19 protein-coding genes and 1 pseudogene are annotated in these 19,307 nt (G+C 58.2%); 14 read left to right on the top strand and 6 right to left on the bottom strand.

Annotated elements, in window-relative coordinates; genetic code table 11:
- Nucleotides 1-11: 11 nt before the first annotated feature.
- Together ACQRAX_RS00100 and ACQRAX_RS00095 are read right to left on the bottom strand one after the other, a co-directional pair.
- Nucleotides 12-776 (bottom strand): fumarylacetoacetate hydrolase family protein, encoded by a 765-nt coding sequence (locus ACQRAX_RS00100; RefSeq protein WP_412037771.1) that lies wholly within the window; start codon nucleotides 774-776, stop codon nucleotides 12-14.
- An 11-nt stretch (nucleotides 777-787) separates the two neighbouring features.
- Nucleotides 788-1,444 (bottom strand): fumarylacetoacetate hydrolase family protein, encoded by a 657-nt coding sequence (locus ACQRAX_RS00095; protein ID WP_412037772.1) that lies wholly within the window; start codon nucleotides 1,442-1,444, stop codon nucleotides 788-790.
- 213 nt (nucleotides 1,445-1,657) lie between these two features.
- Between ACQRAX_RS00095 and hpaR the strand changes: the two genes are divergently transcribed.
- Nucleotides 1,658-2,080 carry a homoprotocatechuate degradation operon regulator HpaR gene (gene hpaR, locus ACQRAX_RS00090; RefSeq protein WP_412037773.1) on the top strand — a complete coding sequence of 141 codons (423 nt, stop codon included), beginning with the start codon at nucleotides 1,658-1,660 and terminating at the stop codon, nucleotides 2,078-2,080.
- Between the two features lie 51 nt (nucleotides 2,081-2,131).
- Entirely contained in the window at nucleotides 2,132-3,040 is a 909-nt protein-coding gene (gene hpaA / locus ACQRAX_RS00085; RefSeq protein WP_412037774.1) for a 4-hydroxyphenylacetate catabolism regulatory protein HpaA, read from the top strand.
- 108 nt (nucleotides 3,041-3,148) lie between these two features.
- Here the strand turns inward: hpaA and ACQRAX_RS00080 are convergent, their stop codons facing one another.
- Entirely contained in the window at nucleotides 3,149-4,414 is a 1,266-nt protein-coding gene (locus ACQRAX_RS00080; RefSeq protein ID WP_412037775.1) for an OprD family porin, read from the bottom strand.
- A gap of 336 nt (nucleotides 4,415-4,750) precedes the next feature.
- Here ACQRAX_RS00080 and ACQRAX_RS00075 point away from each other — a divergent pair, with 336 nt between their 5' ends.
- The 4 genes from ACQRAX_RS00075 to ACQRAX_RS00060 all read left to right on the top strand — a co-directional run bounded on the left by ACQRAX_RS00075 (nucleotide 4,751) and on the right by ACQRAX_RS00060 (nucleotide 8,894).
- On the top strand, nucleotides 4,751-5,770 hold the full coding sequence (locus ACQRAX_RS00075; RefSeq protein WP_412037776.1) for a TRAP transporter substrate-binding protein: 1,020 nt from the start codon (nucleotides 4,751-4,753) through the stop codon (nucleotides 5,768-5,770).
- A 5-nt stretch (nucleotides 5,771-5,775) separates the two neighbouring features.
- Nucleotides 5,776-6,309, top strand: coding sequence for a TRAP transporter small permease (locus ACQRAX_RS00070; RefSeq protein WP_412037777.1), 534 nt, complete (start codon nucleotides 5,776-5,778; stop codon nucleotides 6,307-6,309).
- Nucleotides 6,306-7,628 (top strand): TRAP transporter large permease, encoded by a 1,323-nt coding sequence (locus ACQRAX_RS00065; RefSeq protein WP_412037778.1) that lies wholly within the window; start codon nucleotides 6,306-6,308, stop codon nucleotides 7,626-7,628. Before ACQRAX_RS00070 ends, ACQRAX_RS00065 begins: the two co-directional genes overlap by 4 nt.
- Before the next feature lie 90 nt (nucleotides 7,629-7,718).
- Entirely contained in the window at nucleotides 7,719-8,894 is a 1,176-nt protein-coding gene (locus ACQRAX_RS00060) for a Bcr/CflA family multidrug efflux MFS transporter (protein WP_412037779.1), read from the top strand.
- Here the strand turns inward: ACQRAX_RS00060 and ACQRAX_RS00055 are convergent.
- Nucleotides 8,881-10,089 carry an MFS transporter gene (locus ACQRAX_RS00055; protein ID WP_412037780.1) on the bottom strand — a complete coding sequence of 403 codons (1,209 nt, stop codon included), beginning with the start codon at nucleotides 10,087-10,089 and terminating at the stop codon, nucleotides 8,881-8,883. The two genes, ACQRAX_RS00060 and ACQRAX_RS00055, sit on opposite strands and share 14 nt — an antisense overlap.
- A gap of 290 nt (nucleotides 10,090-10,379) precedes the next feature.
- On the opposite strand from ACQRAX_RS00055, the gene ACQRAX_RS00050 reads away from it, so the two are divergent.
- Both ACQRAX_RS00050 and ACQRAX_RS00045 read left to right on the top strand, forming a co-directional pair.
- A complete protein-coding gene (locus tag ACQRAX_RS00050; protein ID WP_412037781.1) occupies nucleotides 10,380-11,549 on the top strand; it encodes a p-hydroxyphenylacetate 3-hydroxylase oxygenase component in 1,170 nt (389 codons plus the stop codon).
- A gap of 57 nt (nucleotides 11,550-11,606) precedes the next feature.
- Nucleotides 11,607-12,545, top strand: a complete 939-nt coding sequence (locus ACQRAX_RS00045; protein ID WP_412037782.1) for a p-hydroxyphenylacetate 3-hydroxylase reductase component — start codon at nucleotides 11,607-11,609, stop codon at nucleotides 12,543-12,545.
- A gap of 51 nt (nucleotides 12,546-12,596) precedes the next feature.
- Here ACQRAX_RS00045 and ACQRAX_RS00040 read toward each other — a convergent pair whose 3' ends face one another.
- On the bottom strand, nucleotides 12,597-13,391 hold the full coding sequence (locus ACQRAX_RS00040; RefSeq protein ID WP_412037783.1) for an SDR family NAD(P)-dependent oxidoreductase: 795 nt from the start codon (nucleotides 13,389-13,391) through the stop codon (nucleotides 12,597-12,599).
- 170 nt (nucleotides 13,392-13,561) lie between these two features.
- Here ACQRAX_RS00040 and ACQRAX_RS00035 point away from each other — a divergent pair, with 170 nt between their 5' ends.
- Together ACQRAX_RS00035 and ACQRAX_RS00030 are read left to right on the top strand one after the other, a co-directional pair.
- A complete protein-coding gene (locus tag ACQRAX_RS00035) occupies nucleotides 13,562-14,443 on the top strand; it encodes a LysR family transcriptional regulator (protein WP_412037784.1) in 882 nt (293 codons plus the stop codon).
- Nucleotides 14,444-14,819: 376 nt separating this feature from the next.
- On the top strand, nucleotides 14,820-15,632 hold the full coding sequence (locus ACQRAX_RS00030; RefSeq protein WP_412037785.1) for a class I SAM-dependent methyltransferase: 813 nt from the start codon (nucleotides 14,820-14,822) through the stop codon (nucleotides 15,630-15,632).
- Between the two features lie 71 nt (nucleotides 15,633-15,703).
- Here ACQRAX_RS00030 and ACQRAX_RS00025 read toward each other — a convergent pair whose 3' ends face one another.
- Nucleotides 15,704-16,249 carry an AAA family ATPase gene (locus ACQRAX_RS00025; RefSeq protein ID WP_412037786.1) on the bottom strand — a complete coding sequence of 182 codons (546 nt, stop codon included), beginning with the start codon at nucleotides 16,247-16,249 and terminating at the stop codon, nucleotides 15,704-15,706.
- A gap of 224 nt (nucleotides 16,250-16,473) precedes the next feature.
- On the opposite strand from ACQRAX_RS00025, the gene ACQRAX_RS00020 reads away from it, so the two are divergent.
- The 4 genes and pseudogenes from ACQRAX_RS00020 to ACQRAX_RS00005 all read left to right on the top strand — a co-directional run.
- On the top strand, nucleotides 16,474-17,835 hold the full coding sequence (locus ACQRAX_RS00020) for a DUF6861 domain-containing protein (protein WP_412037787.1): 1,362 nt from the start codon (nucleotides 16,474-16,476) through the stop codon (nucleotides 17,833-17,835).
- 9 nt (nucleotides 17,836-17,844) lie between these two features.
- A complete protein-coding gene (locus ACQRAX_RS00015) occupies nucleotides 17,845-18,462 on the top strand; it encodes a GAD-like domain-containing protein (protein WP_412037788.1) in 618 nt (205 codons plus the stop codon).
- A 213-nt stretch (nucleotides 18,463-18,675) separates the two neighbouring features.
- Nucleotides 18,676-19,035: an IS66 family insertion sequence element accessory protein TnpB gene (gene tnpB, locus ACQRAX_RS00010; RefSeq protein WP_412037789.1), complete on the top strand. Its 360-nt coding sequence runs from the start codon at nucleotides 18,676-18,678 to the stop codon at nucleotides 19,033-19,035.
- Between the two features lie 17 nt (nucleotides 19,036-19,052).
- A pseudogene (locus ACQRAX_RS00005) lies at nucleotides 19,053-19,232 on the top strand (IS66 family transposase); the annotation flags it as partial.
- Nucleotides 19,233-19,307 lie beyond the last annotated feature (75 nt).

Here is a 19,307-nt window from a genome sequence, read left to right as displayed (position 1 = left end):
ATACGTTCGGGTTAGCCGCGGGCGGCAAAGAATTCGCTTTCGCTGACAATGCGATTGACCAGGCGAGCAACACCTTCCACCTCAACCACCACTTCATCGCCTGGAACGACATCGGCCAGACCTTCCGGCGTACCGGTGGCGATCATGTCGCCCGGCTGTAGGGTCATGAAGCTGGAGAAGTATTCGATCAGGTAGGGGATGTCGAAGATCATGTCGGCGGTGCTGCCTTCCTGTTTCAACTCGCCGTTGATCCAGGTGCGCAGCTTGAGCTTCGACGGGTCTGGGACATCGGCGGCATCGACAATCCACGGCCCGACCGGGGTGGTGCAGTCGCGGTTCTTTACCCGCAGGTTGGGGCGGTAGTAATTTTCCAGGTAGTCGCGAATGGCGTAGTCGTTGCACACGGTGTAGCCGGCCAGGTAGCTCAGGGCATCCTCGCGCTTGACGTTGCGTGCCGGTTTGCCGATCACCGCCACCAGCTCGCACTCGTAGTGCATATACTTGACGTTGTCCGGGCGCCAGGTGACCTGGTTGTGGCCGGTATAGGTGCCGGGCGACTTGATGAACGCCAGTGGCTCGGTCGGCGCCTTGAAGGCCAGTTCGGCGGCATGGTCGGCATAGTTCAGACCAAGGGCGAACATGCTGCCCTCGGCCGGCGGCAGCCATTGCACGGCACTTTCGGCAATCAGACGGCCATCCTCCAGGCGTACGGCATTGTTGTCTTCAACGGTAACGACGTGGATCTGGTTTTCATAGCGGATGCGGGCGAGTTTCATGTGCGTCTCCTTTATTGCGCCACGACGGTGTTGGTCAGGCGGCCAAGGCCGCTGATCTCGACGACCACCAGATCGCCTGGCTGCACATCGACACGGCCTTCCGGGGTGCCGGTGATCAATACGTCACCCGCGTGCAGGGTCATGAACTCACTCAGCTCGGCGATCAGCTGGGGAATGCTGCGCACGAAGTTGGCGGTGGTGTTTTCCTGGCGAACCTCACCGTTGACCAGCAAGGTCAGGGTCAGATTGTGCGGGTCGGCCACTTCGCTCGGCGCGACCACTTCATTGCTCAATGAGCAAAAGCCGTCGCGGCACTTGGCCTTGACTGCCGGGCGGTAGTAGCTGTCTTCCGGCAGGCTGAACTCGTTGACGATCACAAAACCTTCGACGTACTCGAAGGCCTGTTCGACGCTGACGCGGCTGGCATCCTTGGCAAGCACCACACCCAGGGCCGGGCCTGGCTGCAGGCGCTCGCCAGCCGGGGCGATTACCGGTTGGCCATCGCCGTTACGGGTGTTGGGGGTTTTGATGAACAACACCGGCTTGACCGGCGGTTGTTGGTAAGGCGGTTGGTTGAATTCGGCCAGACGGCTTTGCAGCAGGCCTTTGTAGTTCAAGGCAATGCCGAACAGGCTGCCTGTGGCGATTTCGCTAGCGGCGCGACGCATGCTTCACTCCTGGTTCTGGGCAGTTCCCAGTGGGTAGCGGTTGACGATGCTCTGGGGAGGGCGATCGCCGGTAAATTGTTAACATGCTAATGTTATAATTAATATGTTAACGATGGTCAAGCCATCAAGTGCGCTTAGCCGTTTGCGTCCTACCTTGGTTGTTGGTTAAATCGTTCATTGATTTCTTTATTTGGCCGGAGTGCCGATCCCCCTATGCCTGTAACTCGCCCCTCACTGACATTGACCCTGTTGCAAGCCCGCGAAGCGGCGATGGGTTTTTTCCGACCTTCGCTGAATCTGCACGGACTGACCGAGCAGCAATGGCGGATCATTCGCATCCTGCGCCAGAATGGTGAGCTGGAGAGCTATCAACTGGCCGAGCAGGCCTGCATCCTCAAACCGAGCATGACCGGCGTGTTGTCGCGCATGGAGCGTGATGGCCTGGTGCGCCGCTGGCGTTCGCCGCAAGACCAGCGGCGTGTGCACGTAGGGCTGACCGAGAAGGGGCAGCAATGCTTCGTGTCGATGAGTGAGGACATGGAACACAACTACCAGCGCCTCCTTGAGCAATTCGGTGACGACAAGCTGCAATTGCTGCTCGGCTTGCTCAATGAGTTGAAGCAGATCAAGTCCTGAGCTGCGGTCGCGGCTGCCAAGCAACCCTGTAACGCAGAGTGAGTAGCGCAAATGGCAGTGCGGCCCCCAATCCCCAACATCCATATCGGTCAGGCCTACGATCAACGCTATGCCGATGCCGAGGTTCACTACGAGGCGCTGGGCAAGCTGGCTGATTTTTTCGGCCGTAACATGCCTGTGCACCGGCATGACCGGTTCTTCCAGGTGCACTACGTCAAGAGCGGTAGCGTACGGGTGTACCTGGATGACCAGCGTTACGTGCAGCAAGGGCCGATGTTCTTTCTAACACCGCCGACCATTGCCCATGCTTTTGTCACCGATGCGCAAAGCGATGGCCATGTACTTACCGTCAGCCAGCAACTGATATGGCCACTGCTTGAAGAAAGTGTGGGTTTGGCCGGTGGTGCACGCATTGCACCGATCTGCGTAGCAGTGGCGGATCTGGATGAAGCCTATGACCAGGAAGTGACGCGTCTGAACCTGTTGTTCGATCAGCTACGTAGCGAATTTTCCGGCAGCCAGCCAGGGCGTGCGTTGAGTCTGGAGGCGCTGACGCGATTGATTTTCATCAGCTTGCTGCGGCTGTCGGCGCGCTCGCTGACCGCGCAGTCTTCACGCAGTGAGGACCTGCACATCTTTCAGCGCTTTAACCTGCAGATCGAAGCGCATTACCTTGAACACTTGCCGTTGACGCGCTATGCACAACAGCTCGGGGTAACGGAGGCGCGCCTGAACGACGTCTGCCGACGGATTGCCGACATGCCCTCCAAGCGCCTGGTGTTCGAGCGGTTGATGCAGGAAGCGAAGCGACTGTTGTTGTTTACCGGCAGCACCGTGAACGAGATCTGCTACCAGCTCGGTTTCAAGGACCCAGCTTATTTCAGCCGGTTCTTCACCCGCCACGCTGGCGTCACCCCTGGCGAATACCGGCTGCGCAGTCGCGCCGGCACTGACGGTTAACCGGCAAACCAGACTCTGTGGGAACCTTGCCAGCGATGCAGGCAACGCGACATAGCTGACACTGCGCTGATTCCATCGCCGGCAAGGTCGGCTCCCACAGGTTGTGTGTTACAGCAGCGGCAGGGTATAGCCGATGATGATGCGGTTCTCGTCGATATCGCTGGTCAGGCCGGCGCTGGAACGGAAGGTGGCGTTGCGCAAGCGGATGTTGAGGTTTTTGAAGGTGCCGGACTGGAAGGTGTAGACCACGTCGGTGTCACGTTCCCATTCCTTGCCAGCGCTGACTCTCGCGGTTTCGATGTTACGGCCGTTGACATAGCGGGTCATGAACGCCAGCCCAGGCACGCCAAGGGCGGCGAAGTCATAGTCGTAGCGCGCTTGCCAGGCATCGGTTTCGGCTTTGGTGAAGGTATTGACCGTCACCAGGTTGACCGAATACGGATCCAGGCCCGGGAAGGCGAAATCACCATCACCGGACAGGCTCTGGTAGCCCACCCCGAACTTGTGGGCGCCAACGCCCAAGGTCAGCATGCCGTTGAAGAACCGGTTGTCGATACGCCCGGCGTCGACACGGGCACCGCTGCGGTAGCGATGGTCGCCTGCCTCACCGGTGTCGAAGTAACGCAGGTCAGTTTTCAAGTTGATGCCTTCGGCCAGCTTCGCGTTATGGACCAGCCCGGCGTAGTGCTGCTGGTAAATGTTGTCCATCTGCGCGTAGTAATAGCTCAGAATCAGACCCGGGTTGAGGGTGTAGCTGCCGCCTGCCAGGTCAAGGTGAGCGCTGTCGACACCGGTGTAATTCATCTCGTCATTGCTTGAGGAGTCACGCAGGTTGATCTTTTCCAGGCGGCCAGCGTTGATGGTCAAGCCGTCGATTTCCTGCGAGGTCAGCAGGCTGCCTGCATAGGTGGAGGAGAGCAGGCGCGTATCGTTGTAGGCAGCTACCGGCAATTGCGGCTGCAAGGTGCCGACCTTCAACACGCTTTTCGACAGCCGCAGCTTGGCGGTCAGCCCCAGTTCACTGTAGGTATCTTCCGGCTCCAGGCTGTCGGCGCCATAGGCCAGCAAGCCCGTGCCACGACGATCACGACTGGAATCGAGTTTGATGGCGGACTCGGCAATCGCGTCCAGGCCAAATCCGAGGGTGCCCTCGGTGAAGCCTGACTCAACTCGTGCGGTAAAGCCTTGTGCCCATTCTTCGGCCTTGGCCTGGGGCGCATTGCTTTGCCGGAAGTCACGGTTCATGTACATGTTGCGCGCCTCAAGGCTGGCCTTGGTGTCGCTGAAGAAATCGGCATTGGCCACCTGGCTGAAGCCACAGGCGGTACCTAACAGGCAAGCGAGTGCTGGGGTAGTGCGGGCAATCCTGATCATTATTGTTGTCTCTAGGATAGGTGTTGGCGTGTCGTCACGGCGTTAAGTCCCCACGCTGTGTGAGAGTAATCTAGCCTTATTGTTAAGTTATTAACAATAGTATTTTGCACCTGGAGAAAAGATCTATGTGTCGTTTTTAAGCTATTTTTTACCTATAACGTGTTGATATAGAACGAATAATAATCTTTTTCACACCCTTGGCAGGCTTCCCTGCGCTCATCAGCTGACGCGCTTAGTGGTTGACAATCTCGGATAAAAAATTAACTTATTAACGTATTGCGCTTCCTCACAGCTATCGCGCCAGCGTGGCCACAACAACAACACGGAGCTAACACCATGAAAACAATCACAATTGCGGCCCTGTGCCTGGCCATTGCGGGGACGGCATCGGCTCAGGCCGAAACCGTTACCCTGAAAATCGCTCACTTCTTGCCCTCTACCTCAAACGCTCAGGCCAACATTATTGAGCCCTGGTGCGAGCAGCTGCGTCAGGAGTCCAACGATCGCATCAAGTGCCAGCTGTATCCGTCGATGCAACTGGGCGGGACCCCGGCCAAACTGGCGGACATGGCGCGTAACGGTGTCGCCGACATCGTCTGGACGGCGCCGGCCTATTCCGCGGGTAAGTTTCCTCGGGTCGAAGCACTGGAGTTGCCGTTCGTACTGCCTTACGGCGGCAAGGCCGGTAACGAGATCATCTGGAAGTTCTACGAGCAGTACGCCAAGGACGATTTCAAGGGCTACAAGGTCCTGGTGGTGCACGGTGATGGTGGCATGAGCCTGCATACCCGCGGCAAGGCGGTGCAGACCCTGGCCGATCTCAAGGGCCTGAAGCTGCGGGCCTCGAGCCGTACTGCGGCGAAAACCGTCGAGAGCCTCGCGGCAACACCGGTGAGCATGCCGCCGGCGCAGATGACTGAGGCGATCTCCAAGGGCGTGGTTGACGGCGCGTTGGCTGCCTGGGAAGTGGTCCCGGCGACCAAACTGGACGAAGTGACCCAGTACCACAGCGTGACCCCGGCTGGGCAGCCAGCGTTTGGCTACACGGTGCTGGCGATGTTGATGAACCAACGCAAGTTCGACAGCCTGCCAGCCGACCTGCAGGCGATCATCGAGCGCAACAGCGGCAAGGCGCTGTCTGAGCGCTTCGCCACCGCCTGGGACAAAGCCACGGATGTGGCATACAACGCAACCCCGGCGGCGGGACTGGTTAACATCGAGCCAAAAGCCTACAGCGAAATGCAGGCGTCAACGGCCGATGCCGTGCAGCAGTGGATCCAGGAAGCCAATGACAAGGGCCTGGACGGCCAGGCGCTGGTACAGGACGTTCGCAGTCTCTCTGGCCTGGCGCAGTAATCGCCATGCAGGAGTCTCTGACCATAACGTTTGATGCCGGACAGCATCGTGGGTGGGTGCGTCGCACCTTGTTATACGTGACTCAGGGCTTTGCCATGGCCGGCGGCCTGCTGTTGATTGGTCTGATTGCCATGTCGATGGTCTCGATCATCGGCCGCAAGCTGTTCTCGATGCCGGTGCGCGGTGACATGGAGCTGGTGGAGGTCGGCGCGGCCATTGCGATCGCGGCGTTCCTGCCGTTGTGCGAACTGCGTGGTACGCACATCAAGGTCGATGCGCTGACGTCCTGGCTGCCGGCCGGCGTCCGCAACACGCTCGATTGCATCGGTCATCTGTTGTGCTGTGCGGCGGCCTGGATTCTGGCCTGGCGTACCTGGCTGCAGATGCTCGAAAGCCACGCGTTCGGCGAGACCACCACGTTGTTGGCGTTCCCCTTGTGGATTCCGTTGTTGCTGATCGTGCCCAGCCTGGTGCTGCTGGGCTTGTGCGCCCTGGCGCGTGTGCAGGATATCTGTCGTAAAGCCGGGAGGCGTTCATGAGCGGTCTGGTATTGGGGCTGATTGCCCTGGGCATCACCACGGGGCTGTTGCTGCTGCGGGTGCATATTGGCGTCACCATGCTGATCGGAGGCGCGGCGTGCTTTTGGGCAATCAATGACGGTGATCTGTCGAGCCTGTTGTTCACCCTCAACTCCCTGGCCTATTCGCGCCTGTCCAACTACGACCTGGCGGTGATCCCGCTGTTCGTGATGATGGGGCAGTTCGCCACCCATGGTGGTTTATCTCGCGCAATATTCCGTTGCGCCGCGGCCTTTATCGGCCACTGGAAAGGCGGCATGGGCTTGTCGGCGATCGGTGCCTGTGCCGGTTTCGGGGCCATCTGTGGCTCGTCGCTGGCGACCGCCGCGACCATGAGTCATGTGGCGCTGCCGGAGCTGCGCCGCCACAACTACTCCGGGCGTCTGGCGACCGCCACCGTGGCTGCCGGTGGCACCTTGGGGATTTTGATTCCGCCGTCGGTACCGCTGATTATCTATGCCGTCCTGACTCAGGAGTCGATTGCCAAGCTGTTTGTCGCGGCCATCGTGCCAGGCGTGGTGGCCATCATTGGCTACATGATCGTTCTGCGTATCATGGTTTCCCGTGATGAGAGCCAGGCCACTGTATCGCCCAAGGCTTCGGCCGCTGAACGGCTCAAGGCACTGGTCAGCGTGTCACCGGTGATCGGTGTGTTTCTGGTGGTGATCGTCGGCATTTATGGTGGCTGGGCCAACCCTACCGAGGCTGCCTCGATTGGCGCCGCGGCCTGCGGCATCCTGGCGGTGTGGCAGGGCGGTATGCGCTGGAGCGGGTTTCGCGCGAGCATGTTGGGCACGGCAGAAACCACGGCGATGATCTTCCTCGTGCTGCTCGGTGCCGACCTGCTCAACTCCGGGCTGGCTCTGACGCAGATGCCTGGTGAGCTGGCGGCCTGGGTCATTGGCAGTGGTTTGGCGCCGATGCTGGTACTGCTGATCATTCTCGGTTTGTACCTGGTGCTGGGCTGCGTCATGGATTCGCTGGCGATGATCCTGCTGACCATTCCGATCTTCTACCCGATGATCATGGGCCTGGATTTTTTCGGCATGAGCGAGACCGACAAATCCATCTGGTTCGGCATCCTTGCCTTGATGGTGGTGGAGATCGGCCTGATCCATCCGCCGCTTGGCATGAACCTGTTCATCGTCCAGCGCACGGCCGGCGATGTGCCTTACGGTGAAACGGCCAAAGGCATTGTGCCGTTCCTGTGCTCGGACCTGTTGCGTATTGCCCTGTTGGTCGCGTTCCCAGGCTTGAGCCTGTGGTTGCTGACGTTCTGAATCTGCTTTTTGCTCCTTGAGCCACCTTCGGGTGGCTTTTTTATGACGCTTGAGCGTGAAAATCTTTCAAATCAAAGATCCGGAGAGTCCTTGTCTATCACTCGCCAACCGTACCGGCTGATCATCCTGCTTGCTGCATTGGTGGCGTTCGGTCCGCTATCAATCGACATGTACCTACCCAGTTTGCCGCTGATAGCCACTGATCTGGCGGCCAGCGAACAACAGGTGCAACTGACCATCAGCCTGTTCCTGGCCGGCTTCAGCCTGGGCATGCTGTTCTACGGGCCGTTGTCCGACCGTTTTGGCAGGCGTCGCCTGCTGCTGGCTGGAATCGTTCTGTACATGCTTGCCAGCCTCGGCTGCGCCATGGCCAGCGGGCCAGGCCAACTGATCGGTTGGCGCTTGATCCAGGCGTTGGGCGGTGCCGCCGCGTCGGTGCTGGCGCGGGTGATCGTGCGTGACCTGTTCCCGCTCAATGAAGCCGCGCGGGTACTGTCGCTGATGCAGCAGGTAACCATGATCGCCACCCTGGTCGCGCCCGTGCTGGGCGGCTACCTGATGTTGCTGAGCAGTTGGCGCATGCTGTTCATGGTCTTGCTGGGGTTCGCCGGGCTGTGTCTGTTGCTGGTGCTGCGCTACCTACCGGAAACCCACGCAGCCGAGGCTCGCGGTACCTCGCTGGTGAACGCCTTCAAGGCCTATGCCGAAATCGTCCGCAATCCGCAGGCGTTGGGTTACATCCTCTGCATGGGCCTGACCTTCGCTGGCATGTTTGCGTTCATCACCGCCTCGCCGTTTGTCTATATCCAGTACTTCGGCGTGTCTCCCCAGCACTACGCCTGGCTGTTCGCCCTGAACATTGGCGGGATCATGGGCATGAGCCTGCTCAATGCACGCCTGGTCGGGCGCCTGGGTTCCCAGCGCATGCTGGGCTTCGGTGCCCGGTTGGCGGCCGGTTCGGGCCTGGCGCTGTTGCTCTGTACTGGCAGCGGCGCGGGAGGGCTGCCAGCGCTGGTGCTCTGTGTCCTGTTGTTTGTCAGCGTCACTGGCTTGATTGCAGCCAACTGCCTGGCCAGCCTGATGTCGATCTTTGCCGGTCAGGCCGGCGCGGCAGCGGGGTTGGCGGTGGCGATGCAGTTCGGCCTGGGCACCTTGGCCAGCGCCATGGTTGGCGCCTTGTATGACGGCAGCCCCTGGCCAATGGGGCTGGTAGTGGGGGGCGCCGGTGTCGGCGCCTTCCTGGCCTTTCGCCTCACGCGCGCCTGACGTCAGGCCGGCGTGCAGCCCAGGCGATGTAGGCGATCAGCACAGCGCCGGCACCGAGCAGCACCGCCGGCGCACCCAGGCGAGCCGCCAGCAGCCCGGCGAGCAGACCGCCGATCGCATCGAAACCGAAGCGGGTCGAGGTGTACAGGGCCACCACTCGGCCACGTAACGCCTCGGGTGCATCACTCTGCAGCAATATATTGGTGCCGACGTTGCACAGCGTGATGCCGAACCCAAGCACCGCCATCGCAGTCAGGGATAGCCAGAGTTGGCTGCTGGCGGCGAACAGCACCATCGCCAGCGCGCTGCTGGCGGCACTGACAAGCACCAAACGCGCCAGTGGGGTGGTGCTGTGATTGGTCGCCAGCACCATGCTCGAGGCCAGCGAACCGAGCCCTGCCGCGCCCCACAGCCAGCCGAGGGTGCTGGCATCGCCAGCGAAGATGTCACGGGCGAACACCGGCAGCAGTACCACATAGCTGGAAGCGGTGAGGTTGACCACCATCACCGTGAGCATTAGCTGTTTGACCTGCTTGTTGTCCAGGGCATAACGCAGGCCCTCACTGAAGACATTGGCAAACGAGCCGCTGGCACGTGGCGAGGCGCGCAGGCGCACACTCGCCAAGCCGATCACCAGGGCCAGATAGGACACCGCGTTCAGGGTGAAACAGAACGCCTCGCTGACCAGCGCCAAGAGCAAACCGGCCAGCGGCGGGCCGATGAAGCGCGAGAGGGTGAACAACAGGGCATTGAGTGCCAGGGCGTTGGGCAGGTCCGCACGGTCGTCGACGAATTGGCTGAGCAGCGACTGGCGTAACGGCGTATCGACAGCGTTGAGCACGCCAAGTAGGGCGGCCATGGTCACGATCAGCGTTGGCCCAATCTGCTCAGTGGCGGTTAACCCTGCCAGCACCAGCGCCTGCAAAGCGAGCGCGGTTTCGACCATGATCAGCAGCCGACGTTTGTCATGCCGGTCGATCCACGCGCCGGCAAAGGGGCCCACGAGCAATTGCGGGATCAACGCGGCGAAGGTGGTCAGGCCGAGCAGGGCGACCGAGTCAGTCAAGCGATAGATCAGCCAGGACAAAGCCACCTGCTGGATCCAGGTACCGAGCGTGGAGATCGCATGGCCGATGAAATACAGGCGGAAATTACGGTGGCGCAGGGCGCGCATGGAACGGGGCCAGTGACGCATGACGAAGAGCGGTTCCGGTGCCGAATGGGAAGGGCTATGGTAAGTGTTTCGTTGTCTTGTTAACAATTTTTTCGTAACGCGACGGCGGTAATCAGCGCGAAACCTGCAAAGGCCATGAAAAGTGCAATGCACAGTTCGGAATGTCCATTTTGGCCACCGCCCTGGCTGCGCATAATTCAGCTGTCAGTGCCGCTCGGGACACCCCTGAACCCGCAACACGGCCTACTGGCAGGCAGCCTGCTCTTAGGTCCGGCCAGCCAAGCGAATATCTAACAACAAGGTCGCTAACAATGAAAAAGCCAACCCCGCTCCTTGAAGCACTCAAGGAAATTCTCCCTGCCATCGCCGCCAATGCCGCGAAAGCCGAACAGGACCGCATGGTCCCGGCCGAGAACATTGCCATGCTCAAAGGCATTGGCCTGCACCGTGCCTTCCTGCCCAAAGCCTTTGGTGGCCTGGAGATCTCCCTGCCGGAGTTCTGTGACTACGTTGCCTTGCTGGCCGGAGCCTGTGCCAGCACCGCTTGGGCCATGAGCTTGCTGTGCACCCACAGTCATCAACTGGCAATGTTCTCCAAGCAACTGCAGGACGAAATCTGGGGCGAAAATCCCGATGCCACGGCGAGCAGTTCGATTGCGCCGTTCGGCAAGGTGGAGGAGGTTGAAGGTGGGGTGATGTTCAGCGGCCAGATGGGCTGGAGCAGCGGCAGTGATCACGCCGAATGGGCCATTGTCGGTTGCCGCCGTCTGAACGCCGAAGGCACCCAGGATTACTGCTTCGCCGTACTGCCGCGCAGCGACTATCAAATTCTTGACGATTGGTACGCCATGGGGATGAAGGGCAGTGGGACGAAAACCCTGTCTATCGACAATGTCTTCGTGCCTGAGCACCGCATTCAGAAAGCCAAGGACATGATGGAAGGCAAGTCTGCCGGGTTCGGTCTGTATCCGGACAGCAAGATCTTCTACAGCCCCTATCGGCCGTATTTCGCCAGCGGTTTTGCCACTATCGGCCTGGGCATCGCCGAGCGCATGCTCGAGGCCTTCAAGGAAAAAACCCGCAATCGCGTGCGCGCCTACACCGGTGTCAACGTTGGCGTGGCGACGCCTGCCTTGATGCGCCTGGCCGAGTCCACCCACCAAGTGGCTGCTGCGCGGGCCTTTCTCGAGAAAACCTGGCAAGACCACGCGGATCACGGCGAGCGCCAAACTTATCCGAGCCGGGAAACCCTGGCGTTCTGGCGCACCAACCAGGCCTATGCGGTGAAGATGTGCGTGCAGGCGGTTGATCGCCTGTTCGAGGCCGCGGGCGGTACCGCCTGGATGGAAAGCAACGAGCTGCAGCGCTTGTGGCGCGATTCGCATATGACCGCTGCCCATGCCTATACCGACTACGACGTCTGCACACAAATCCTCGGGCGTGAATTGATGGGGCTCGAACCTGATCCGAGCATGGTCTGAAGCTACCCGCCTTTCACACCCATTCACCTGCCGGGTTCGCCCGGCACTGAGGACAGCATGAACCACCCACAACAAGCGGAATTTGATCCGCGCGCCTTTCGCCGTGCCTTGGGTAATTTCGCCACCGGTGTAACCATCATGACCGCCGCTGTTGGCGAGCGTACCGTCGGCGTCACCGCCAACAGCTTCAACTCGGTTTCGCTGGACCCGGCGCTGATTCTCTGGAGCATCGACAAGCGCTCCACCAGCTATGAAGTGTTCAACGATGCCAGTCACTTTGCCGTGAACATCCTGGCCGCCGACCAGATCGACCTGTCCAACCAGTTCGCACGGCCCAAGGACGACAAATTTGCCGGCATCGCCTATGAGCAGGGTGCTGGCGGCGCGCCCTTGTTCAGTGACTGCGCCGCGCGTTTTCAATGTGAACTGCATCAACAGGTTGACGGTGGCGATCACTGGATTCTGATCGGCAAGGTCATTGCTTTCGACGATTTCGGTCGCTCGCCACTGCTGTATCACCAAGGTGCCTATTCTTCGGTGTTGCCGCATCCGCGTCTGGCTTCGCGCCCGGAAGGCGCGCAAAAAAGCGCTTTTCAGGGACGTCTGAGCCACAACCTCTACTACCTGATGACCCAGGCGGTGCGTAGCTACCAGGCTGACTATCAGCCGCGTCAGCTGTCCAGCGGCTTGCGCACCAGCGAAGCGCGTATGTTGATGGTCCTGGAGAACGATTCGGGTCTGGACATGCAAGGACTGCAGCGCGAAGTGGCGATGCCCATGCGCGAGATTGAACAATCGCTGGATATTCTCAAGCGCAAAGGCTGGGTCGAGGATCGGCCTGCAGCATGCTTCGGCCTGACCGGCGCTGGCGTCGAACAGACCGAAGCGTTATGGACCATCGCCTCAGAACAACAGGGCAGGGTGTTTGCCGACTTCTCGCCGGAACAGATCGAGACCTTCAAACGCATGCTCAAGCAAGTCATTGCCTGCTGCTGACAGCTTTTTCGCAAGCGGCGGGAGCTGACCGCCGCTGCGCCCTTGCCCCGCTCAAGCCAGGCTGTCGACCACGCCACCATCGACTCGCAGCGCCGCGCCGGTGGTGGCCGAGGCTTGGGGCGAGGCTACATACACCACCAGGTTCGCCACTTCGTCGACCGTTGCCGCCCGCTGAATGATGGAGCTTGGACGGTGCGCCACGACAAAGGCTGCGGCACATTCTTCCAGCGACTTCCCGCTCTGTGCCACTTCATCCTTGAGCATTTCAGCCATCCCTTCAGACAGCGTCGGGCCGGGCAGTACGGCATTGACCGTTACCCCAGTCCCAGCCAGGCGTTTGGCCAACCCGCGGGAAACCGAGAGGTTGGCGGTTTTGCTGAAACCGTAGTGAATCATGTCTGCCGGAATGTTCAGTGCTGACTCAGAGGCGATGAAGACAATGCGCCCCCACTGGCGTTCAACCATGCCTTGGGCATAAGCACGGGACATGCGCACCCCGGACATGACATTGACCTCGAAAAAGTGCTGCCAGACCTCGTCCGGTGTTTCGAAGAAATCCTGTGGGCCATAGATGCCGACATTGTTGATCAGGATGTCGACCTGGGGCACCACCGCAAGCAACTGCGCGCAACCGTCGGCATCGCCAACATCGGCGACGACGCCGCTCACCTTCGCGGTGGCCACGGCTTGTTTGATTTCGGCGACGGCGGTGTCCACGGCCTGTTGCTTGCGACCGTTGACGATGACCTCTGCGCCTGCTTTGGCGAGGCCTTTGGCGATGGCGAATCCGATGCCCAGGGTCGAACCGGTGACCAGCGCGATCTTGCCGCTCAAATCAATTTTCATGGTATGAAGCCTCATCAATAGTCGAAGGAGATGTCCGCAATCTAGCAGCAATATGCGCTGATGATCATTGCCTCACTGCCGAAAACATATTTCTTGAAATCGGAATAATTGTTATTGTTTCGCCGCTTTAATTCGACTGGCTGCAATAGTATTTTCGAGTATTAGAAACAATGGACAGGTTATTTGCGCTGCGTTTACTGATCGACATTGCTGACAAGGGTAGCTTTTCGGCAGTGGCACGCACCCATGCCATTGCCGCCTCCAAGGTGACCTTGGTGATTCAGCAGTTGGAGAACAGTGTCGGCGCGCGCTTGATTACCCGGACAACGCGCAAATTGGCGTTTACTCATGAAGGCCAACGGTTGTTATCGGCAGCGCGGGCGATGTTCGATATCTGGGAGACGACGCTGGGTGACATTTCTCAATCGGAGGATTTGCAAGGGCCGATCCGTATCACCGTCAATAATGATTTCGGCCATCAATGCGTGCTGCCAATTCTCGATCCGTTCATGCAGCTTCATCCGAAAGTGCAGCTGACGCTGCTGTTCAGCGATGGCATCGAAAATCTCTTGGAGCAGCAGATCGATGTGGCGATACGCAGTGGGCCGTTGGAGGATTCGCGGCTCAAAGCCAAGTTGTTAATCAACGGCCGACGGGTCGTCTGCGCGGCGCCGGCCTATTGGCAGGAACATGGCAGGCCCGCGCGCCCAGACGACCTCGTCAAGCATAACTGCCTGGTGTTGTTGCGCTCGGGAGCACCGCTGTCCGTATGGAATTTTGTGGTCAACGGCGTGCGGTCTTCGGTAAGGGTCAGCGGTGATCGGGTGGTTAATGACGGCGCTGTATTACGCCAGTGGGCGGTGGAGGGCAAGGGCGTCATTATCAAAAACGAATGGGATATCCAGGCGCACGTACAAGCGGGCGAGTTGGAGGTTGTGCTGGGCGATGCGGTTGAAGAACGCGTCGATTTGTATGCGGTCTATCCGAAAGACATTCCCAACAGAAGAACGCTGGCGTTTATCGATTTTCTCTACCGATCACTTGCTCACTAGACTCACGTCGCTGTTTGCATGCGTGCGGTGCGGAAATGTTCGATGCGTCAAAGTTCTTTGCCCAGAATAGCCGGGGGTGACATACGGTCGTGATCGGCCCCTGGTAGCCGCTGTCGTGAGACTGCGATCGGCCGCGAAGCGCTCGCCCCCCCGCAACTGATTATGCGCTAAGGCTATACCCATGTATCCAACTCGTCTTACACCCCTGTCACCAGCACTTGCCGGTTGTCGAGGTTGGCGTTTAGCTAGTCGCTGGCTTGGGGAGAAGCTGCGTCGTTGCTCACCTCGCCATTCCAACCTGACCACTTTAATAACAACGATGGCGCGTTGACCGCCAGAAAGCTGCCGGCCACGCGCATACAGCAAGGTGCACGTCATGAGCACACCCCTGGATATGAACGCGTTGAAGGCGCGCCAACAAGCGGCATGGGCCAGCGGCGATTACGCTGTCATTGGCACTACCTTGCAGTTGGTTGGCGAACGATTGGCCGAGGCCTGTGATTTGCGCTGGGATGAACAGGTGCTCGATGTCGCTGCCGGTAACGGCAACGCCACCCTTGCCGCAGCACGACGCGGCTGTCAGGTGACCTCCACGGATTACGTGCCCGAGTTGTTGAAGCGCGGTGAGGAACGCGCACGGGCCGAACATCTGAACGTCGCATTCCAGGTGGCCGATGTCGAAGCGTTGCCGTTTGCCGACGGCGCTTTCGATGCGGTCATCTCGACCTTCGGCGTAATGTTTGCCCCCGATCAGGCGCAAGCGGCGCGGGAACTATCCCGCGTCTGTCGATCGGGCGGTAGAATCGGCTTGGCGAACTGGACGCCACCAGGTTTCGTTGGGCAAATGTTCAAAACGCTGGGCCGGCATGTGCCACCCCCTGCTGGGGCGCTGCCGCCTTCGCGGTGGGGCGACGAAGAGCAGTTGCGGCAGTTGTTCGGCGACACCATCGGTGCAATCGATGTCAGCCGTCAGCACTTCAACTTTCGCTATCGCTCGCCAGCACACTTCATCGAGGTGTTCAAGACCTGGTATGGCCCGGTTCACAAAGCCTTTGCTTCGTTGCAACGTGATGCGGCCAGTGCATTGGAAAATGATCTGACGCAATTGCTCAATGACAAAAATGTGGCTGGTGATTCGTCGCTGGTGGTGCCCAGTGAGTACCTGGAAGTCGTTATCACTCGGCGTTGAACTGAACTCGCCAATCGGGCGCATCGACGGTTCCAGAATGAGGACGAGCACATCAATCTGACGACCTTTGTTCACCCTGAGTCCGAGCAACGCAGCGTGGTGCTGCTCGGCAATCGCTCGATGAACTCGGCGATCTGCTGAGCCCCACGCAAATGGATGACTGGAATTTGCGGCCCTTTGACCACGCGTACGGCGTCGATGGACGGGCGATAGTCACGGTCAAACGTCCACACGAACTTAAGGAAGGTTAAAAACGCCCGGTCCAGTTTTTCTTCGCAGCCGAGCGGTTTATCGGCGCGCGGTCGATTCAACAGGCTGCGCCGGATCACCCGGGTAAAGCAGGTCATGCGTGGGGCATCTAGCCAGATGATCAGCTGCGCACGGGGCAGCCTTAAATCAAAGGTGCGCCGTGCGTAGTTGCCTTCGCAAACCCAGGCGTCTGAAGCCACTACGCTGCTGACGCGGGTGCGGAACGCCTCGGGATCCGGTTCTGTCCAGTCGGGTTCCCAGAACAGTTTATCCAGGTGCACCACCGGCACTTCCAGGCGCTGGCCGAGGGCACGGGCCAGGGTCGATTTACCGCTGCCGGCGTTGCCCAGGATGACGATGCGTTGCATGGAGGCGTCCTTTCCGGAAACCGGTAATTTGTGGGTTTTGCAATTACAGTTAAAGGGGTAGCTGCTTGTATTCTCACATTCAGCTTGATTTCACTGTTTACGGGAGCGGTAACGGCGGCCTCAGATATGTCTTAGGTCTATAAACATCGTGTTTTTGACATCTCTATCTCAATCTTCTACGGTAGGTTCTCGTTTGCAGTTCGGAAGTGTCAGGGAGACACCGAATGCCACTATGGAACTTCGTACCCTCATGGTTCGAGATAGAGAATCGAGTTACCCGAGAAATGGGATTTCAAGGGGGAGGGCGCTTTCGCAGCTATCTCAATGAATACGTACCTTCTATTGGTCTAAATATTCGGCGCGTAGAGAGTGTCAGGAGTGCATTCAATCGAGCGGAATGGCAAGCTGCCGACGCATTGAGGCAACGCTTCGCCGACCTCGACATTTCCAGCATTCTTACTGAGTTGTTGGGGGTCGTGAACCAAATGGCGATGATTGTTGTTGGTAGCGTGGTGACCGGAGGGGGCATTGGAGCAGGTATAGGCGCATTTGCTGGGGGGGGGGTAGGCGCTATTCCTGTTGGCGCTGCCGGGGCTGCTATGGGCTTGCAGGCTAGCACGTGGATGTTGGCAGCGCTTGGTTTGGTTTCTGTCGCCGAGTTTTTTGTCGAAGATTTACCGCGAATTGGCGAATATTACTTGGAAGGAATCAGTATCGCGTGGGAAGGCCCCCGCGGTGATGAAGGGTTAAACCCTTTCAGCTCGGATGATCCATTTGCGCAAGAACGTGCATCCCATTACATCTCAAAAGGGCACGAGGAAGTTGTGGTGTTGTTGTTGGGAGCTATTGTTGCTTACCTCACACGTGGTCGAGGAGGCGCACAAGTACTCGCCCACGAGATGCGAACAAGTTCAAAAGGCGCTCGTTTGGGGCAATGGATACTCAAACATGAGGATGCCCTGAAAAAGCGGTCAGACCTTCAAGTACCGGAACCGCGTAGCGGGAAATTTACTCCACAGCAATCACCGCCGCCTCCACCTCGCGACTCATCCCGGCCTGGGGCAAAAAAAACGTTAGTCATGCCAGAGCATAAAGTGCCATGCTTCAACGCTAGCAACATGCCTGCCAGTAAGATTCCGGAGTTTGATCGGCAGTTGGCAGGACAGCAGCAAGGGCTGAATGAGCTGACTGTAGCTGAGTATTTGAGAGGACGAGAGGCGTTTACGACGAAGGCGAGTTCTAGAAATCCGAAAATCGCTGCGGACGCACGTCGAGGGCTCAGCCTTGAATTGGAAACCAAATTTTTCGACGAATTATTATCGGTCGGCGCTCTACCTGATCAAGCCATGATCATAGCCAAAGAAAAGGCCTCGCAAAAAATGGCTACGTTAGCGGCTTTGCATAACCCTGATCTGGTTGCTGGAGGGAAGGACATCATCAGTACCTTCGGTGACCGGCGTGTGAACTCCAGTATTGGCCCCCAATGGCCAAGCCGTATTTCCGGCTTAGACACGGCGGCAACCGCAGTGCCTGAGGGCGTTCGCAGTACCACTAAAATTAGTGCCAAACTTGAAAGATGTAAATGAGGTGTTTCAATGGATGAGCATTATGGTTTTTTTCTAAAAAATTTTAGCCCTGTAATAGAAAGGCATGAAGTTCCGTTGTCGAGTATTCAGCGATATCGAAATAAGCTGCCTGAACAATTGATCGAGTATTGGAAGGACTATGGTTGGTGCGGGTATGCAGATGGATTGTTCTGGACTGTAAATCCCCAGGATTATGAGCATATCCTCAATCAATGGTTGACTGATGCCGGTCTGATCAGGCAGGACAACTACTACGTCATCGCGCGTAGCGCCTTTGGAGTTGTTTATGTATGGGGTGAAAGAAGTGGATATTGTTTGACCGTTACTGCTTATATGTCTCGCTTTTCGACCCGCACGTCAATATTTTCTGAAGGCAAGCTCGACTTCGGGGTAAAAGCATTTTTCGCTTCAATGAGTGCCGAGCATAATGATTTGGAACATCTCTTTAAACCTGCAGTGGATACGTTGGGTAAACTGAAAGGTGATGAGATGTATGGGTTCGTACCTGCATTGGCTCTCGGTGGTTCAATAGATTTGCAGAATCTGCAGAAGGTTAAAGCTATTGAGCATCTCGAGTTTCTTTCTCAAGTCTCTCCGCTTCAGAACTGGGGATTTCCAGAGTTTTAATCCTGGCGGTTGCAGGAGCTGAGTGCAACGCAGTTATTGAATTGAAGCTGGAGCATCATGCCGCATAGCCATGGCTTCGATCGGGCACTTGAAATCGAAGCGCTTACGCGGGCGCATGTTCAGTTGCAGGTATCCGCTCCATGAAGGCCACATTCCAAGCGACTAACTGAAACCCGATGCTGCGCTCCCGATTTCTTTCTGGAGTCCGCCGCTATGATGCGCCCCGACAGTCAAGTGGAAAAAGTGTACCTCTACCCCAAGCCAGTGGACTTTCGAAAATCAATCGACGGCCTGGCCGCCCTGGTCGAGCTGGACATCAAAGTCGCCGTGTTCGACCCCGTCCTTTTCGTCTTCCTAAATAAAGCCCGTAACCGCATCAAGGTGTTGTACTGGGAGCGCAACGGCTTCTGTCTTTGGCTTAAGCGCCTCGAGTCCGAGCGCTTCCAAACCTCTCCTGACGCCGCGGACGAAGCCATCGTCCTGACAGTGCAGGAACTGAACTGGTTACTGGACGGATTTGATCTGTGGCGCAACCGTCCGCACAAGGTTTTGACTCCAAGATTTGTTGCCTGACGGGTATAATCCAGGGCATGCGACCCTTGCCCGAAGACCTCCCTGATGATCCTGTTCTGCTCAAGCAAATGTTGCTTGAGGCATTCAGCCGTCAGGAGGTAACCGCAGAGGCATACGAGGCTCATATCGTCGATCTGAAAGAACAGATCAAGTTGTTGCGTGACCGTATCTTTGGCCGCAAATCTGAACAGACCGTAGGCTCTGTACGAAATCCCGAGAAACCCAATCGGCGTCCCTCGGAAGCTTAGATTTTGTAGAGTCGGCGGCTATCT

It is taken from the genome of Pseudomonas sp. UM16, from assembly GCF_050312595.1.
In the GTDB taxonomy this organism is placed as follows: Bacteria; Pseudomonadota; Gammaproteobacteria; order Pseudomonadales; family Pseudomonadaceae; genus Aquipseudomonas.
Note: the sequence above shows the minus strand (reverse complement) of the source record. Positions and strands in the feature narration are given on the sequence as shown.

Coding starts and splice junctions, on each gene's coding strand:
- hpaR (WP_412037773.1), top strand. CDS start 1,658: ATGCCTGTAACTCGCCCCTCACTGACATTGACCCTGTTGCAAGCCCGC.
- ACQRAX_RS00020 (WP_412037787.1), top strand. CDS start 16,474: ATGCCACTATGGAACTTCGTACCCTCATGGTTCGAGATAGAGAATCGA.
- ACQRAX_RS00080 (WP_412037775.1), bottom strand. CDS start 4,414: ATGATCAGGATTGCCCGCACTACCCCAGCACTCGCTTGCCTGTTAGGT.
- ACQRAX_RS00015 (WP_412037788.1), top strand. CDS start 17,845: ATGGATGAGCATTATGGTTTTTTTCTAAAAAATTTTAGCCCTGTAATA.
- ACQRAX_RS00065 (WP_412037778.1), top strand. CDS start 6,306: ATGAGCGGTCTGGTATTGGGGCTGATTGCCCTGGGCATCACCACGGGG.
- ACQRAX_RS00100 (WP_412037771.1), bottom strand. CDS start 776: ATGAAACTCGCCCGCATCCGCTATGAAAACCAGATCCACGTCGTTACC.
- ACQRAX_RS00030 (WP_412037785.1), top strand. CDS start 14,820: ATGAGCACACCCCTGGATATGAACGCGTTGAAGGCGCGCCAACAAGCG.
- ACQRAX_RS00050 (WP_412037781.1), top strand. CDS start 10,380: ATGAAAAAGCCAACCCCGCTCCTTGAAGCACTCAAGGAAATTCTCCCT.
- ACQRAX_RS00070 (WP_412037777.1), top strand. CDS start 5,776: ATGCAGGAGTCTCTGACCATAACGTTTGATGCCGGACAGCATCGTGGG.
- hpaA (WP_412037774.1), top strand. CDS start 2,132: ATGGCAGTGCGGCCCCCAATCCCCAACATCCATATCGGTCAGGCCTAC.
- ACQRAX_RS00035 (WP_412037784.1), top strand. CDS start 13,562: ATGGACAGGTTATTTGCGCTGCGTTTACTGATCGACATTGCTGACAAG.
- ACQRAX_RS00055 (WP_412037780.1), bottom strand. CDS start 10,089: ATGCGTCACTGGCCCCGTTCCATGCGCGCCCTGCGCCACCGTAATTTC.
- ACQRAX_RS00025 (WP_412037786.1), bottom strand. CDS start 16,249: ATGCAACGCATCGTCATCCTGGGCAACGCCGGCAGCGGTAAATCGACC.
- ACQRAX_RS00040 (WP_412037783.1), bottom strand. CDS start 13,391: ATGAAAATTGATTTGAGCGGCAAGATCGCGCTGGTCACCGGTTCGACC.
- ACQRAX_RS00075 (WP_412037776.1), top strand. CDS start 4,751: ATGAAAACAATCACAATTGCGGCCCTGTGCCTGGCCATTGCGGGGACG.
- ACQRAX_RS00045 (WP_412037782.1), top strand. CDS start 11,607: ATGAACCACCCACAACAAGCGGAATTTGATCCGCGCGCCTTTCGCCGT.
- ACQRAX_RS00095 (WP_412037772.1), bottom strand. CDS start 1,444: ATGCGTCGCGCCGCTAGCGAAATCGCCACAGGCAGCCTGTTCGGCATT.
- tnpB (WP_412037789.1), top strand. CDS start 18,676: ATGATGCGCCCCGACAGTCAAGTGGAAAAAGTGTACCTCTACCCCAAG.